This is a genomic window from Bradyrhizobium arachidis (genome assembly GCF_024758505.1).
Lineage (GTDB): Bacteria > Pseudomonadota > Alphaproteobacteria > Rhizobiales > Xanthobacteraceae > Bradyrhizobium > Bradyrhizobium manausense_C.
The window spans coordinates 9,107,838-9,123,067 of the sequence record NZ_CP077970.1 but is presented as its reverse complement, the minus strand read 5'-3'; the positions used below and the strand labels follow the sequence as shown (position 1 = coordinate 9,123,067).

Annotated in this window: 12 protein-coding genes; 5 read left to right on the top strand and 7 right to left on the bottom strand. The window is 64.2% G+C overall.

Features of this window, described 5'->3' with window-relative positions:
- Positions 1–47: 47 nt before the first annotated feature.
- Entirely contained in the window at positions 48–1,841 is a 1,794-nt protein-coding gene (locus KUF59_RS42505; RefSeq protein ID WP_212457999.1) for a potassium/proton antiporter, read from the top strand.
- Positions 1,842–2,053: 212 nt separating this feature from the next.
- Here the strand turns inward: KUF59_RS42505 and modC are convergent, their stop codons facing one another.
- From modC to mepA, 4 genes are all read right to left on the bottom strand, one after another.
- Complete coding sequence (modC, locus tag KUF59_RS42500; RefSeq protein ID WP_212457998.1) at positions 2,054–2,716, bottom strand: molybdenum ABC transporter ATP-binding protein; 663 nt, start codon at positions 2,714–2,716, stop codon at positions 2,054–2,056.
- A 2-nt stretch (positions 2,717–2,718) separates the two neighbouring features.
- Positions 2,719–3,414 (bottom strand): molybdate ABC transporter permease subunit, encoded by a 696-nt coding sequence (gene modB / locus KUF59_RS42495; protein WP_212457997.1) that lies wholly within the window; start codon positions 3,412–3,414, stop codon positions 2,719–2,721.
- Positions 3,415–3,455: 41 nt separating this feature from the next.
- A complete protein-coding gene (modA, locus tag KUF59_RS42490) occupies positions 3,456–4,238 on the bottom strand; it encodes a molybdate ABC transporter substrate-binding protein (RefSeq protein WP_212457996.1) in 783 nt (260 codons plus the stop codon).
- A 196-nt stretch (positions 4,239–4,434) separates the two neighbouring features.
- Entirely contained in the window at positions 4,435–5,379 is a 945-nt protein-coding gene (gene mepA / locus KUF59_RS42485) for a penicillin-insensitive murein endopeptidase (protein ID WP_212457995.1), read from the bottom strand.
- Between the two features lie 135 nt (positions 5,380–5,514).
- Between mepA and KUF59_RS42480 the strand changes: the two genes are divergently transcribed.
- From KUF59_RS42480 to KUF59_RS42465, 4 genes are all read left to right on the top strand, one after another.
- Positions 5,515–5,970 carry a L,D-transpeptidase gene (locus KUF59_RS42480; RefSeq protein ID WP_212457994.1) on the top strand — a complete coding sequence of 152 codons (456 nt, stop codon included), beginning with the start codon at positions 5,515–5,517 and terminating at the stop codon, positions 5,968–5,970.
- Positions 5,971–6,448: 478 nt separating this feature from the next.
- On the top strand, positions 6,449–8,545 hold the full coding sequence (locus KUF59_RS42475) for an EAL domain-containing protein (RefSeq protein WP_258770084.1): 2,097 nt from the start codon (positions 6,449–6,451) through the stop codon (positions 8,543–8,545).
- A gap of 81 nt (positions 8,546–8,626) precedes the next feature.
- Positions 8,627–9,385, top strand: a complete 759-nt coding sequence (locus KUF59_RS42470) for an RDD family protein (protein ID WP_212457993.1) — start codon at positions 8,627–8,629, stop codon at positions 9,383–9,385.
- 82 nt (positions 9,386–9,467) lie between these two features.
- Entirely contained in the window at positions 9,468–10,589 is a 1,122-nt protein-coding gene (locus KUF59_RS42465) for a DUF2652 domain-containing protein (RefSeq protein WP_212457992.1), read from the top strand.
- 159 nt (positions 10,590–10,748) lie between these two features.
- On the opposite strand, the gene KUF59_RS42460 is transcribed toward KUF59_RS42465, so the two are convergent.
- The 3 genes from KUF59_RS42460 to KUF59_RS42450 all read right to left on the bottom strand — a co-directional run bounded on the left by KUF59_RS42460 (position 10,749) and on the right by KUF59_RS42450 (position 14,231).
- On the bottom strand, positions 10,749–11,897 hold the full coding sequence (locus KUF59_RS42460) for an acyl-CoA dehydrogenase family protein (RefSeq protein WP_212457991.1): 1,149 nt from the start codon (positions 11,895–11,897) through the stop codon (positions 10,749–10,751).
- Between the two features lie 211 nt (positions 11,898–12,108).
- Entirely contained in the window at positions 12,109–12,771 is a 663-nt protein-coding gene (locus tag KUF59_RS42455) for a response regulator (RefSeq protein WP_212457990.1), read from the bottom strand.
- Positions 12,768–14,231: a histidine kinase gene (locus KUF59_RS42450; protein ID WP_212457989.1), complete on the bottom strand. Its 1,464-nt coding sequence runs from the start codon at positions 14,229–14,231 to the stop codon at positions 12,768–12,770. The genes KUF59_RS42455 and KUF59_RS42450 overlap by 4 nt, the downstream gene beginning before the upstream one ends.
- Between the last annotated feature and the right edge of the window lie 999 nt (positions 14,232–15,230).

Sequence of the window (15,230 nt, the reverse complement as noted above, 5' to 3'; positions counted from 1 at the left end):
GTGGCGACGATATGGATGCCCTACCAATGATTTGTACGTGAAGGTGGATGGCCTCTCTCGACTCGGTCAGCATCGCTATCCTGCTCGGCGCCGTCCTGGTGATGGCCGGTATCCTGTCGAGCCTGCTCGCACTGCGCTTCGGCGCGCCTTTGCTGCTCGTCTTCCTGGCCATCGGCATGCTGGCGGGCGATTCCGGCCCCGGCCAGCTGCAGTTCGACGACGTGCGCACGACCTATCTGGTCGGCTCGGTGGCGCTGGCGCTGATCCTGTTCGACGGCGGCCTGCGCACCCGCTTCCAGAGCATCCGCACGGTGCTCGCGCCATCCGTGGTGCTCGCGACCGTCGGGGTGCTGCTGACCGCGCTGGTCACCGCCCCCTTCGCCAGATATGCGCTCGATCTGAACTGGTCCGAGTCGCTGCTGGTCGGCGCGGTGGTCGCCTCGACCGACGCTGCCGCGGTGTTCCTGCTGGTGCACACCCAGGGCCTGCGCCTGCGCCCGCGCGTCGGTGCGACGCTGGAAGCGGAGTCCGGCACCAACGATCCGTTCGCGATCTTCCTCACGCTCATGCTGGTCGAATACATCTCGCTGGGGTCGGGTACGGCCAGCCGCGTGCTGTTCGAATTCATCCAGGAGGCCGTGCTGGGCGCGGTCGTCGGCGTGATCGGCGGACGTCTGGTCGTCGTGGCGCTCAACAAGGTGGCGCTGCCGCAGGGCCTGCATGCGCCGTTCGTCACCACGGCCGCGCTCGTGATCTTCGGCGGCTCGCAGATCATGCATGCCTCCGGCTTCCTCGCGGTCTATCTCGCCGGCATCATCATCGGCAATCGTCCGACGCGCGCACATAATTCGGTGGTGACCTTCCTTGACGCTGCGACCTGGCTCGCGCAGATCGTGATGTTCGTGCTCCTTGGCCTGCTGGTCTCACCGCAGCGGCTTGGCGCCAGTGCCTTGCCCGCCATCGAGGTCGCCTTTGTGCTGATGCTGATCGCAAGGCCGCTGGCCGTGTTCGTGTGCCTCGCCCCTTTCCGCTTCAACTGGCGCGAAAAGATCTTCATCGCCTGGACCGGTCTGCGCGGGGCGGTCGCGATCTTTCTTGCATCGATCCCGATGCTGGTTGGGCTGTCGAAGGCCTATCTTTATTTCGACGTCGCCTTCGTCGTCGTCATCATCTCGCTGCTGCTGCAGGGCTGGACGCTGGCGCCGGCCGCACGCAAGCTGCATGTCGCGCTGCCGCGCACCGAGCGCGGTCCGCGCCGCGTCGAGCTCGATCTGCCCGGTCAGCTCGAGCAGCAGCTCGTCGGCTATTCGGTGCGGCCAAAGAGCCTGTATTTCCGCCGCGGCCTGATCCCGTCCTGGTCCAAGCCGACGCTCGTCATCCGCAACCAGAGCATCTTGACCCCGGCGGAGGCCGATCCGATTGCGCCCGGCGACTACATCTATCTGCTGGCGCCGCCGGAGAAGGCCGAGTCGCTCGACCGTTTCTTCGTCGACATGCAGCCGAGCACGGCGCCGGACCCGCATCTGCTCGGCGACTTCATGGTCTCGGGCGAGCATACGCTGGCCGAGCTCGCCGGAATCTACGGCGTGAATGTCAGTGAGGACGCCGCCAAGCTGACGCTCGCCGACTACTTTGACATCCATCTCGACCGCGCCCCGAAGGAAGGCGCGGAGCTTGTACTCGACTCAATCGTGTTGGTGGCGCGCAGCATTTCCGGCGGCCGCGTCAACGTCGTCGGCCTACGCCTGCCCGAGGACGAGGAAACGCCGGCGCCGGTAACGCGCACCCAGGCCCTGCGGCGCAAGCTCGCGGATTTGTGGACATCGGTCGCGGGGGTCTGATTCCGCCGCGCAACGACGGAAGTTGTGAGGCGCGCTCTCTCCCCAACGTCGTCCTGGCGAAAGCCAGGACCCATTACCCCAGGGAGTAGTTTGACGAAGACTCGCGGTTGTCCTTCGTTCACCGGTACTCAGACTGCCGACCACCGATAAATCACGCGGTATGGGTCCTGGCTTCGCCAGGACGACGGCGGTGGTTTCTGCGCAGGCGTGCTTTACGTCAGCACCTTCACGCCACCGAACGACGTCACCTTGCCCTGCTTCAGCATCACGATCTGCGTCGCGAGCTGGCGCAATTCGGCGACGTCGTGGCTGACATAGACCATCGGCACGTTGGCCTCGTCCCGCAGCCGCACCAGATAGGGCAGGATCTCGAGCTTGCGCGCCTCGTCGAGCGCGCCGAGCGGCTCGTCGAGCAATAGCAGGCGCGGCTTTGCCAGGAGCGCGCGGCCGAGCGCGACGCGCTGGCGCTCGCCGCCGGAGAGTTTTCCGGGCCGGCGATCGAGCAGCGCGCCGATGTCGAGGAGGTCGACGATGCGCGTCTGTTGTGCGGGATCGGCGGCAAGGCCGTTCATCCGCCTGCCATAGTCGAGGTTCTGCGCGACGTTGAGATGCGGAAACAGCCGCGCGTCCTGGAACACATAGCCGATGCGGCGACGAAAGGTCGGCACGTGGATGCCCGCCACGGTGTCGTCGACGATTTCGCCGTCGATCGCGATGGTGCCGCGATCGGGCCGCAGCAGGCCTGCGATCATGTTGACCAGCGACGTCTTGCCCGCACCGGAGGCGCCGAACAGGCCGGTGACGCGTCCCTCGCTGGTGAAGGTTGCCTCAAGCGAGAATTCGCCAAGCTGTTTTTCGACGTCGACGCGCAGCATGGTCAATTCCCGTGCAATCGCGCGGTGGCGCGGCGGGCAAACCACTCGGCAGCGATCAGCGCGCCGAGCGCCAGCACGATCGAGATGATCACGAGACGACCCGCGGCCGCATCGCCGTCCGGCGTCTGGATCAGCGAATAGATGGCGGAGGAAATCGTCTGGGTCTCGCCGGGAATGTTGGAGACGAAGGTGATGGTCGCGCCGAACTCGCCGATCGCCTTGGCGAAGCCGAGCACCATGCCGGCAAGGACACCTGGTAGGGCAAGAGGAAGCGTCACGGTGGCGAACACTTTCCAGGGCGCGGCTCCGAGCGTCTCGGCGGCCTGCTCCAGCCGGCGATCGATCGCCTCGATCGACAGGCGCATCGGGCGCACCAGCAGCGGAAACGACATGATGCCGCAGGCGAGCGCCGCACCGGTCCAGCGGAACGCGAACACGATACCGAGATAATCGGCCAAAAACCCGCCGACCAGCCCGCGGCGGCCGAAGGTGAGCAGCAGCAGATAGCCGGTGACGACCGGCGGCAGCACCAAGGGCAGGTGCACCAGCGCGTCGACCACCGACTTGCCCCAAAAGTCACGCCGCGCGAGCAGCCACGCGAGCGCGATGCCGAACGGCGTCGCCACCAGCGTTGCGATCACGGCGACCCTGAGCGAGAGCAGGATCGCCGTCCATTCGGCAGGTGTGATCTCGGACATCAAATCGCAGGCATCAAGTCGCAAACATCACGTCGCAAACATCAGGTCGTCGGACTGACCAGGAACTTAAAGCCGTATTTTTCCAAAATGGTCTTGGCCGCGGTCGAGCGCAGGAAGGCGAGATAACCATTCGTCTCCGCCTTCGCCGTCGTGGTCGCGGCGACCGGATAGATGATCGCGGGATGCGACTCCGCCGGAAAGGTGCCGACGATCTTGACGCCTGGCTCGACCTTGGCATCGGTCGCATAGACGATGCCAAGCGGGGCTTCGCCGCGCGCCACTAGCGTCAGCGCCGCGCGCACGCTCTCGGCCATGGCGAATTTTGGCTCCGCGGCCTGCCATGCGCCGAGCTTCTCCAGCGCGGCCTTGGCGTATTTGCCGACCGGCACCGACTTCACGTCGCCGGTCGCGATCTTGCCGTCGCCGGCGAGCTTTGCGAGATCGAAGCCGGGGCCGATAGCGACGTTGTCAATCTTGGAGTCCTTCGGCGCGATCAGCACGATGCTGTTGCCGAGCAGGTTGACGCGGCTCGGCTCGTTGATGGTCTTTTTGCCGATGGCGTAATCCATCCAGTCGGTGTCGGCGGAGATGAACATGTCGGCCGGCGCGCCCTGCTCGATCTGCTTGGCGAGTGCCGAGCTCGCTGCATAGCTGACGGTGAACTTGACGCCGGTCTTCGCGGTGTAGGCGGCGTTGATATCGTCGAGCGCGTTCTTCATCGAGGCGGCGGCGAAGACGGTGATCGTCTTGTCCTCTGCGGACGCCGGCGACCAGGCGGCGAGCAGAACGACGAAAGCAGCAAAACATGCAGACAGGCGGGACATCGGAGCGCTCCATGCGCGCGTGCAGGCGCGATCTATGACGCGCGCGAGACGGCGTTGGTTGAAGACAGGATGCGACCGGCGGAAGCGCTGTTCCGGTGTGCCCGAACGACTTACGGTCGAGCGGGGTATCGCGGAACCGACAATAACAGGCCGGACAATCAGGTCAAAGCCCTGATCCGCCTCACGGCTTGTCGTCTTAAGGCTTGGCGTCCGCTGCGTGCAGGACGGCTTTGCAGGCGGCCGGCATCTGCGCCAGCGTCATCGGCGGCTTGGGTTTTGGCGGCGTCGGCGGGGGTTTTGGGTGCAGCACCGAGTCCTTGAACCAATAGTCGAGGTCGGCCGGCTTGCAGCCCTCATCCTCGGCCTGCGACGGCTGGCCCTCGCATTCGGCAGCCCCGGCCGGACAGCGCATGCGGATGTGAAAATGATAGTCGTGCCCCCACCACGGCCGTATCTTCGACAGCCAGCTCCGGTCGCCCTTGGCCTCGCGGCACAGCGCCTTCTTGATCGCGGCATTGACGAAGATGCGCTGCACCGCGGGCTCCTGCGCGGCATCACGCAGCACCAGCACATGGCCGGCCGTGAACACTTTTGGATCGATGTCGAGCCGGTCCTCACGCACCATCATCACGGCCGAGGTCTCCTCGCGCTCCTCGCGCGACAGCCGCCGGTCCGGCATCGGCGTCAGCCAGATGTCGGCGTCTAACCCGATCTGATGGCTGGCATGGCCTGACAGCGCCGGCCCGCCGCGCGGCTGGGCGATGTCGCCGACCAGAATGCCGGGCCAGCCGGCATCCTTTTTCGCCTTGGCCGCGAGCCGCTTGATCAGCGCGATCATGTCCGGGTGGCCCCAGTTGCGATTGCGCGACAGACGCATCACCTGCCAGTTGTCGCCGTTGAGCGGCATCTGCTCCGCACCGCCGAGGCAGCCCTTGACGTAGGAGCCGATCACATGCGCTCCTCCCGTCGAGGGCAGCAGCTTTCGCGCGAACAGTTCCTTGGCGCCGAGTTTGGGGTCGTTGGGGTGGGCGAGCGGCGGCAACGGCTTTGGATGCACGCTGCCCTTGTCCTGCGCCAGCGCGACGCCGGCATTGAGGAGCGCGAACAGAAGCAGGAGAGGGGTGATGCGGCGGGGACTCATGCTGATCACCTTATAACCCAACCCGCCCTCAGGGTTAAGAATTAGGCTTTCGAACGCGCAGGACCTCACAGCGTCTTTACAGCGCCCGCGTCGCAGCGAATCATGGGGCTGAGGAAGAGCTGCGGGGCTTTTGGAATGGCAGGGCTTTCAACACGGCTCGGGAGCCGGGTCGCCTTGCGCGCGATCTTGGGCGCATGCGTCCTGGCCGTGCCAGCGGCGACGCCCGTCAGGGCCGACGTCAGGGTGCAGATCGACAAATCGTCACAACGCATGGCGGTCAGCGTCGATGGCTCGCCGCGTTACAACTGGCCGGTGTCCACGGGACGCAGCGGCTACGGCACGCCGAACGGCACCTTTCATCCGCAGTCGATGATGCGGCGCTACTTCTCGCGCAAGTACTACAATTCGCCGATGCCGCACGCGATCTTCTTCTATTACGGCTTTGCCATCCACGGCACATCAGATATTTCGCGCCTCGGCGGTCCGGCCTCGCATGGTTGCGTCCGGTTGCACCCCGCGCACGCCGCGACCCTGTTCGCACTGGTCAGCCGCGAAGGGCCGCGCAACACGACTATTCAGATCACGAACTGAGTCGAAGGTCGTAGGCGCGCGATCTCCTGCGCGACTGTTCTTAACGCTGCGATAACCCTGTCCTCGCACTGACTAAAATTCGTGCGTTCGGGCCGGGAATATCCGTATCTGCATGCAATGAACCGCGGCGCCGGAAATCAGTCATGGCCGCGCGCAATTTTACGGCACGTCCTCTCGTAAAGCGACGCGTCGAATGGGCCTGAAACGCCAGCTCCGTCCGCCGCGCCCGGCAAACAGGCACGAAAGCGCACTCGGTGTCCGTATTCCGCAATGACGCAAGCCTCGGCGTGCCCGAGATTACTGTTTTTTCAGAGACTTGTCGGACAACTTGCGCCGCTGGGCGCGAGTGAGGCGGCTGAAGTTGAGTTTGGGTGCGAGAAAAACAAAGAAAGGAAAGCGCAGGTCGCTGGCCTGGGCAGCCGGACGGCTGCGCAAGACTGCGCAGACGGCCGCAAGCCCCAACGGTGCGCCGGTCGAGATCGATGCGCTTCTCCAGAGCCGCGCCGAAGCGGAAGCCGCAATCGCGGAGGCGCGCAAGTCGCATGAGCGGATACGCCAGGCGATCGATCTCTTGCCGCAGGGCATCGTGTTTCTCGATCCCGAGGGCCGCTACGTTCTCTGGAACAAGAAGTATGCCGAGATCTACAGCAAGACCGCCGATCTGTTCGCACACGGCGCGCGCCTGGAAGACACGCTGCGCATCGGCGTTGCGCGCGGCGACTACCCCGAGGCCGCCGGCCACGAAGCCGAATGGATCGCCGAGCGGCTGCAAAAACTCTATCAGCCCGGCGAGCGGCACGAGCAAAAACTGTCCGACGGTCGCGTCATCTTGATCGAGGAGCGGCTGACCGATGACGGCGGCGTCGTCGGACTGCGCGTCGACATCACCGAACTGAAGCAGCGCGAGGCGTCGTTCCGCCTGCTGTTCGACGGCAATCCCGTGCCCATGATCGTCTGCGCGCTGGACGACGAGCGCATCCTCGCCGTCAACGACGCCGCGGTCGTGCATTACGGCTACAGCCGCGCCGATTTCGAAAAGCTCACCATCCGGTCCTTGCAGGCTTTCGAGAGCGAGCCGCCCTGGACCACCGATCCGACCGTCGAGGAGCAGGCCGCGCGCACCTGGAAGCATGTCAAGGCCGACGGCGCGCTGATCGACCTCGCGATCTATTCCCGCGAGCTCGTCTATGCGGAGCGGCCGGCCATGCTGGTCGCGCTGATGGACATCACCGAACGCAAGCGCGCCGACGCGCGGCTCGCCTTCATGGCCCAGCATGACGGCCTCACCGGGCTGCCGAACCGCAATCTCTTGCGCCAGACCATGGAGGAGATGCTGCTGCACACGCGGCGCAGCGCCGAGAAGGTCGCGGTGCTGATGCTCGGGCTGGACAATTTCAAGGCGGTCAACGACACGCTCGGTCACACGATCGGCGACAAGCTGCTCCGCGGCGTCGCCAAGCGCCTGCGCTCGACCTTGCGCGAGGAAGATGCGCTGGCGCGGCTCAACTCCGACGAGTTTGCGATCGTCCAGAGCGGGTTGACGCGGCCGGAAGACGCCGTGGGCCTGGCCAAACGGATCCTGGAGGCGATCGCCGATCCCTATCTGCTCGACGGTCATTCCGTCGTGATCGGCGCCTCCATCGGCATCGCGATGGCGCCCTCCGACGGCGACGATTCGGAAAAACTCCTGAAGAGCGCCGACATGGCGCTGTCACGCGCAAAAATCGATTCGCGCGGCACCTTCTCGTTCTTCGAGGCCGCGCTTGACGCCCGTGCGCAGACCCGGCGCAAGATCGAGGTCGAGCTGCGCGATGCGATCCAGAACGATTTGCTGCGCCCGTATTACCAGCCGCTGATCGACCTTTCGAGCGGACGCATCACCGGTTTCGAGGCCCTGGTGCGCTGGCCGCACCCCGAACGCGGCATGATCTCGCCGGGCGAGTTCATACCCGTGGCCGAAGAGACCGGGCTGATCAACGCGATCGGCGGACTGATGCTGCGCAGCGCCTGCCGCGATGCCGCGCAATGGCCGGACGACGTTCGCGTTGCCGTGAACCTGTCGCCGCTGCAAGTGCACAGCGGCAATCTGCTGTCGGTCGTGACCGATACGCTCAAACAGTCCGGCCTGCCGCCGCGCCGGCTCGAGCTCGAGATCACCGAGACGCTGCTGCTGGAGAAGAGCGCGCAGGTGCTGGCGACGCTGCATGCGCTGCGCGCCCTCGGCGTCCGGATCTCGATGGATGATTTTGGCACCGGCTATTCGTCCCTGAGCTATCTGCGCAGCTTCCCCTTCGACAAGATCAAGGTCGACCAGTCCTTCGTGCGCGATCTCGGCGCCAACCGCGAGGCGCAGGCGATCATCCGCTCCATCATCAGCCTCGGCAAGGGTCTCGGCGTCACCATCACCGCCGAAGGCGTCGAGACCGAGGCCGAGCTGAGCTGCCTTCGCGCCGAGGGCTGCGACGAAGGCCAGGGCTTTCTGTTCAGCAAGGCGCGCCCGAATACCGAGATCGTCAGCTTGCTCAGGGCGCAGCGCGGTGTGGACGGCGGCGAAACCGACGCGATGGTCGCCTGACTGTGATATCTCCCGCCTGAACATCGAACCTGAAGCCGGCTTGCCGCGTCTGATCATGGGATGAACGCGACAGGTGCCCCCATGAACCCTCTTGATCCGGCGGCCTCAGCCGCGCCGCGCTATGCGCGCTTCTCGCGGCGTCTGCGCGGGATGCTGCTCGACTGGATGATCGCGATGGCCGTGCTGTTCGGCGCCGTGGCGCTGGCCAGCAACATCAGGAGCGACACCGCGGCGCGCGCCCTGGGCGTCGCAGCGGTTGCGCTCCTCCTGCTCTACGAGCCGCTCCTGGTCTCGCGCTTTGGCGGTACGCTCGGGCATATCTGGACCAATCTGCGCGTGGTCGACGACCGCGGCGGCAATGTCAGCTTTGCCAAGGCGCTCGCCCGCTTCGTCATCAAGAGCCTGCTCGGCTGGTATTCCTTCGTGATCATGGCCGCGACGCGGCGCAACCAGACCGTCCACGATCTCCTGACGCGCTCCACCGTGCAGATGCGCGACGCGGCCAAGGCCAGGGCGGGGCAGTTTATCGCCGAGCGGCAAGAGATCAACGATGCGGCGATGCCGTCGCGGCTGCGGCGCACGCTGGTGACGCTGGCCTGGCTCGCTGTTGGCATCATCCTCTATGTCGTGACGCTCGATGCCGTCTTGCAGGCCGGCTTGCAGGCCGGCGTGTTGTCGAACGACTGCCTCGATCGCAATTATTTCTGCTCGCCCGCCGAACGCGTCATCAGCATCGCTGCGGCCGTGGTCCTTCTCGTGATGCTCGCCGTCGTCATTGGCCTCGGCTGGCGCGGCCGGCTGTTCGGCGCGCGCCGGGTGCAGCCGGAGGCGGCGGCCTAGCCTCGATCTGCCCTCGTCAAGGCTTGCAACTTTCTGCTAGTCTCCCCGTATCTCGGGTCGTCACGACAGGAGGGCGACGGCTATGGCAGAGAAGGGCTTTCTCCTGGTAGCCGACATCACCGGCTACACCATGTTCCTGACCAGCTCGGAGCTGGAGCACGCGCAGGGCGTGCTGGATGCGCTGTTCAAGAGCATCTTGGCCGAGATCCAGGCGCCGATCGTGCTGTCGAACTTTCAGGGCGATGCGGCGCTGGCTTACTTGCCCGACGCCCGGTTGCCGCAGCCGCAATTCCCGCTCGATGCCATCGAGCGCATCTATTGCAGCTTTGCCAACACGCTCGCGGCGATGCGGCTCAACACCACCTGCACCTGCAACGCCTGCCGCAACATGGACAAGCTCGACCTGAAATTCTTCCTGCATCACGGTGCCTATGTCATGCAGACGCTGGCTGGGCGCAACGAGCTGCAGGGGCCCGAGGTCATCCGCCTGCACCGGCTGATGAAGAATTCGGTGATCAAGGCGACCGGCATCAAGGCCTATGCACTGATCACCGCGCAGGCCGCGGACGCGATGGCGCTGCCGGAGTTTTTTGCGAAGACGATTCCCCATGTCGAGCCGAGCGAGGAGTTCGGCGACACCGCCTGCTTCGTCTACGATCTCGCGCCGGTGTTTGCGCGCTGGCGCGCGGCGCGCCGCATTGTGGTCGAGAAGAGCGAGCCGCAGGCCTTCGAACCGATCGAATGCGACCTGCCGGTGCCGCCGGCCGTGGCCTGGACCTATGTGACCGACGTCGCCAAGAAGGTGCGCTGGCAGCAGGGCATCGACGCCATGCGCATGACGGGTCTTTCCGCCGGCCGCGTCGCGCTCGGTTCGACTCAGCATTGCGCTCACGGCAAGGACCAGATCGTGCACGACATCGTCGACTGGCGTCCCTTCGACTACGTGACCTATCACATCCACACGCCGTTCGGCACGGTCGTGCGCGAGACGGCGGAGTTCACTCCGCTCGAGAGCGGTGGCACGCATCTGTCGATCCGCTGCGCGCGGCCGGAGAGCGCCAACCCGCTGGCACAGGCGATGGTCCGCATGACCATGCCGCTGATCAAGGGCAAGCTGGTGCGCGAGCGTCGCGCGTCGAAAGAGGTGCTGTTGCGTGTCGTGGCGGAGGATCTGGAGGGGAATGGCGTTACGATGGATGGATAGGGCGGCTCTCTCCCACCCACCGCTGTCGTCGCCCGGCTTGACCGGGCGACCCAGTATTCCAGAGGCGGTTGTGATTGAGCGGATCGGCTGCGGCGTACTAGATGCCCCGGTCAAGCCGGGGCATGACAGCGGAGTGTTGGGGCGGCGACCTTCCCTCCTCTAGGAGAACAGAATCGTCCTTCCCACGTCCTCAAAATGCGTATCGCGCGCCTGGAGTTGCTGGGCGATGGCGTGCATGTCGCGAAACCGCCGCTCGAACGGATTGCTGCGGAACACGGCCGTGGCGCCCGCCATGTGATAGGCGGCGTCGACCACGGCGGCGGATTGATGGATGGTCCAGGTTGACGCAAGCCGCACCGCAGTCCGATGCGCGTCACTGAACTCGCCCGTTGCGGTGAGGTCGCGCCACATCGTATCAGCCGTTGCATAGAGATAGACACGCGCCGCCCGCCAATTGCCTTCGGTGCGACCGATCAGACCTTGCACGGCATTGTTGTCGCGCATCGCCTTTACCTGCAGCGATTGATGTTTGCCGCGCGCGAGCGCGATCGCGGCGTCCAGCGTCGCCCGTGCCACGCCGAGCGAGACGGCGGCAAAGCCGAGGCTGTAGCTCGCGCTGGTGCCGAGCTTGTACAGCGGGCCCTTTTCGCGCAGCGCCGACGTCACGTCGCGAAAGGCCGAAAACCGTTCGGGGACGAAGAGGTTTTCGACCGAATAGGAATCGGTGCCGGTGCCGGCGAGCCCGATGGCCTCCCAGACATCGTGCAGCGTGGCGCTCGTGGCCGGAAACAGGATGGTGCGAACCTCCGGCGAGCCGTCGGCACTCTTGCGCGGCGTACCGTCGGCCTCGATGATGCGGACATGGGCCCCGAGCCAGCTCGCCTGACGCGAGCCCGAGGCAAAATCCCAGCGCGCGGTGACGCGATAGCCGCCGTCCACGGCCCGCGCCTCATGCGCGATCGCGCCCCAGGCGAGAATGCCCGGTGATGTGTTGAAGATCTCGTGCGCGGTGTCGGGGTCGAGCCACGCCGCAATCATCGCGCAGACGCTGTTTTGCCCGAGGCACCATGCCACCGACGCATCCGCTTTCGCGATCTCCTCCAGCATCTGCATGAAGATTTCAGGGGCGGCTTCTGCGCCGCCAAGGTTTTGCGGCAACAGCGCGCGGTACAGCCCGTTGTCGATCAGCGCTGACACGACCTGCTCGGTCAGGCGTCGCTGCCGCTCGATCGCATCGGCCTCGCCGGCGATCAGCGGCGCCAGCGCGCGGGCACGTTCGACGAGATCCAATCCGACAGTTGCGCGCATCCCGCGTTTCCTCGCCCATTCTGTTGTGAGCCGTGAAATGCGATGGTGGTCTATTTGATGGAGAGGATCAAGATGGTGAGGGACTCGTGTTGGTCAGATCCGAAATTGTCTAAAGCATGATCCGGAAAAGTGCGCAGCGGTTTTTCCGGAAAGATCATGCTTAAACAAAAACCTAAAGCGCGATGGTGATTCGGCCTAACACCATCGCGCTTTAGCGCTCGCGCTCCTCCGCTAGCGTTATCAACCCGCTTCGCAGCCCAAAGAGCACAAGCTCAACATCGGACGAAACGCCGAGCTTCGATTTGATGGCGTAGTGGTAGTTCGAGACAGTCTTCGGACTGAGATTGAGTGCGGCGGCTATTCCCTCGCCCGACCGACCATCAAGTACCATGCGCAAAATCTCGAATTCACGTGGAGAGAGAGTATCAATGACGCTTGCATCCTCCTGCAAGCGGCTCCTTGCAAGGGCTTCACTAATCTCGGGGCAAATTGCGACACGGCCGCTAGCCACGTCACACACCGCGCTGACTAGAAACTCGGGCGAGCTGCTTTTTGTGACGAAGCCCTTTGCACCGGCCCTGAAGGCCTGGAGAGCGAATGTCGCGCTCAAATGCATGGTGAAAACCAGCAGGCGCGCCGCTGGATCCCACTGACGTATCTGGCGAATGGCATCAATGCCGCCGCGACCTGGCAATGAGACGTCCATGACGACAACATCGGGCCTTTGACTCTTGTAGGCCTGATAGGCACCTGCCGCATCGGCGGCCTCTGCGACGACTGTAATGCCTTCATGTTTTTCAAGAAGCCGACGGTATCCCTCACGCACAACCGCGTGGTCATCGACAAGCATGACGCTGATATTTCGCGACCTCATGATGCTGAACCCGGGGCATTCAAAACAGGAATGGCGACACTGAGGATGAGGCCCTTCTCTGACCTCGACACAACGTTCATCTGGCCACCCAGCGCAAGCGTTCTCTCGCGAATCCCGATCAGGCCGAGGCCAAAACCAGCCTCCCTCCTGATCTCTTGCGTCAGTCCCGCACCATCGTCCTCAACGGTCACCTCGACCAGGCCGGCGGCAGACCCTGGCGCACCGTCTTGAGTAAGGTCGATACGCACCATGGCATGCACGTTGGCGGCCTGCGCATGCTTCACAGCGTTTGTCAGGCCCTCCTGGACGATATGAAAGATGTGACCGGTAATTGCCGGGGGTAGTGCGTTCAGGTCGCCGTGCGTCTCAAGAAAGAATCGGGTCTTCCCGCAACTGCGGCGATTATGACCGGCGATGAGTTCCTCAAGGCTCGTGAGCAGACCGACATCGTCGATCTCCTGCAGTCTCAACTCCTGCACGGTCCTGCGAAGCCCCTTCATGATATTGCCCGCAGTTTCCGTGATGGCCTGAGCTTCGGGAACCAGGGATGGACAATCAGTCGAGGCGGTGACCTTGATCGAAGCTGCCGTCGCACTCATGGCACTGAGACTCTGGGCCAGCTCGTCATGAAGCACTCGTGCGAGGTGACGCCTCTCCTGCTCCCGGGCTTCCACCAGACGTCGGGCCATGTCGGCACGCTCGGAGGTCGCGACTTCCAGGGTGGTTGCCAGATCATTGAAGACGTTGCTTATGCGTTGCAACTCGGCAAGCCGGAACGGCGGGAGGCGGCACTTCAGATCGCCCGCAGCTAACCGGTTGAGGCCGCTCACGACATCTCTCGTCGGCCGCAGCGCACGCTCGACGACAAAATACACCAGGACGCCAAGAGCGCCGATCGTCGCAGCGGAGAGGCCGAGCATCCGCGAGATATCAGACCAGGCGCGCGCCGTCACGGCTGATGGGTTCGAGCTGACGATGACCTTGCCAAGTACGAGACCCTGGTGCGTGACGGGACGCTCGTAGGTCATCCGACTGCCGACCGCCCACCGATAGAAAGCCGAAAACCATGCCGGTGCCTCGCCCTGCGGACTGCGGAAGCCCAGGCAGCTGGAGACGACAACCTTCCCGGCTTCGTCGAGCTGCACACACTGACCCGGGCTTATCACCTGGTCGAGAAAGGGATCCATCTCGCGAAAGCGCGCTCGGAGATCAAAGCGATTTCTGCCTCCCGGCGCGACGCCGGGAGGCACGTCCACAGCGAACAGAAGCGGCCTTTCCAGAAACCTGCCAACAGCATCTCCGACGGCCCGATTGGCCTTCGACGTTTCCTGTTCTGCCTGGAACACGGAGATTGCCGCTCCACCAAGAAAACAGAGTAGCGCGACGGCCGCCACTTGTCTCAACAGCGACCATTTGAGATCGAAGACCGGCAGGCGCCGAAGAACCTTTGTCTCCCGCATGGCGAGGGACCCGTGATGGCCTGTTGAGACTACAACATTCAGCCGCCGCTCGATACGGCTTGGTGCGACGTCAGGCAAATTTCCCAGGACCTCGCAGGGAGTTCGCTGTTTCCCTGCATCACGGTGTGTCAGATGCTGGGCTCGCGGCCCCATGGAGCGTCGGCGAATTGAAGCAGGGTCAAGTTGGAAGTCGTGGTGCGAATATCTCTGTTTGCTAAGGGAGAGTGCCATGCAGAGGTTGCTATTGAGCGCAGGACTCGCGGTCGCCTTACAAGGAGCAAATGCAGCAGCAGGAGAGCTTCCGACGTTCGAAGTGTTGGGCTTTCCGGTTTCCCGGCATCAGGTGGCGGTGCTTGGATCAGCGAACGTTGAGGAGCAGGCGGCCAGTCCTGCTCTGACTTGGCGCGGCATGCCCGCTTCTCCTCATCAAGTGGCAGTCTTGACGCCGCGGCCACGGGTGGCGGAGGGGACCGCGGTAACGTCAAAGACGGTTGGTCTTTCGGCCAGGTAGATTGGAGCGTCCGGGTGCTGACGGCGCTGGTTCTCATTTGCTCGGTTGCCGCGGTACCCGATCCTCAGGATTGCACCCGGCACAATGCGACGGCTGTCTTTCGCGTCCCGGCCGAGTTCGGAAGCCCGGCTACATGCTTCCTGCATGGACAGGCTTACTTGGCTGGGACCTCCATTGGTCGGGAGCTCGAGCCCGACGAGCGCGTCAAGGTCATTTGTGTGCGGAGCGAAGTCTTGGCTGCCTCCGTGCAGCGTCGATGAGGGTTGGAGCAAGAGAGCTTGTGCGGTTCACAAGTCCTCCGGGGCATCGCTTCGCGATGTACCGGAACGACTGTGGGATCAGCTATCCACCTTCCACGCGGGAATAAAAGCTTCCCGCGGGACGTCGACTTTGCCGAGCTGCTGCATCGAACCCTTGCGGCTTGTTCATGCGTTCCCTCGCACCTCCTTGTCGGATCGGGCGCCAGGGCGCTGCTGGCCTATCCGTCC

What these genes read in the sequence shown, in the direction of transcription:
- KUF59_RS42460 (WP_212457991.1), bottom strand. Translation starts at nt 11,897, where the DNA reads ATGCGCGCAACTGTCGGATTGGATCTCGTCGAACGTGCCCGCGCGCTG.
- modC (WP_212457998.1), bottom strand. Translation starts at nt 2,716, where the DNA reads ATGCTGCGCGTCGACGTCGAAAAACAGCTTGGCGAATTCTCGCTTGAG.
- modA (WP_212457996.1), bottom strand. Translation starts at nt 4,238, where the DNA reads ATGTCCCGCCTGTCTGCATGTTTTGCTGCTTTCGTCGTTCTGCTCGCC.
- KUF59_RS42480 (WP_212457994.1), top strand. Translation starts at nt 5,515, where the DNA reads ATGGCAGGGCTTTCAACACGGCTCGGGAGCCGGGTCGCCTTGCGCGCG.
- KUF59_RS42465 (WP_212457992.1), top strand. Translation starts at nt 9,468, where the DNA reads ATGGCAGAGAAGGGCTTTCTCCTGGTAGCCGACATCACCGGCTACACC.
- KUF59_RS42505 (WP_212457999.1), top strand. Translation starts at nt 48, where the DNA reads ATGGCCTCTCTCGACTCGGTCAGCATCGCTATCCTGCTCGGCGCCGTC.
- modB (WP_212457997.1), bottom strand. Translation starts at nt 3,414, where the DNA reads ATGTCCGAGATCACACCTGCCGAATGGACGGCGATCCTGCTCTCGCTC.
- KUF59_RS42455 (WP_212457990.1), bottom strand. Translation starts at nt 12,771, where the DNA reads ATGAGGTCGCGAAATATCAGCGTCATGCTTGTCGATGACCACGCGGTT.
- KUF59_RS42470 (WP_212457993.1), top strand. Translation starts at nt 8,627, where the DNA reads ATGAACCCTCTTGATCCGGCGGCCTCAGCCGCGCCGCGCTATGCGCGC.
- mepA (WP_212457995.1), bottom strand. Translation starts at nt 5,379, where the DNA reads ATGAGTCCCCGCCGCATCACCCCTCTCCTGCTTCTGTTCGCGCTCCTC.
- KUF59_RS42450 (WP_212457989.1), bottom strand. Translation starts at nt 14,231, where the DNA reads ATGCGGGAGACAAAGGTTCTTCGGCGCCTGCCGGTCTTCGATCTCAAA.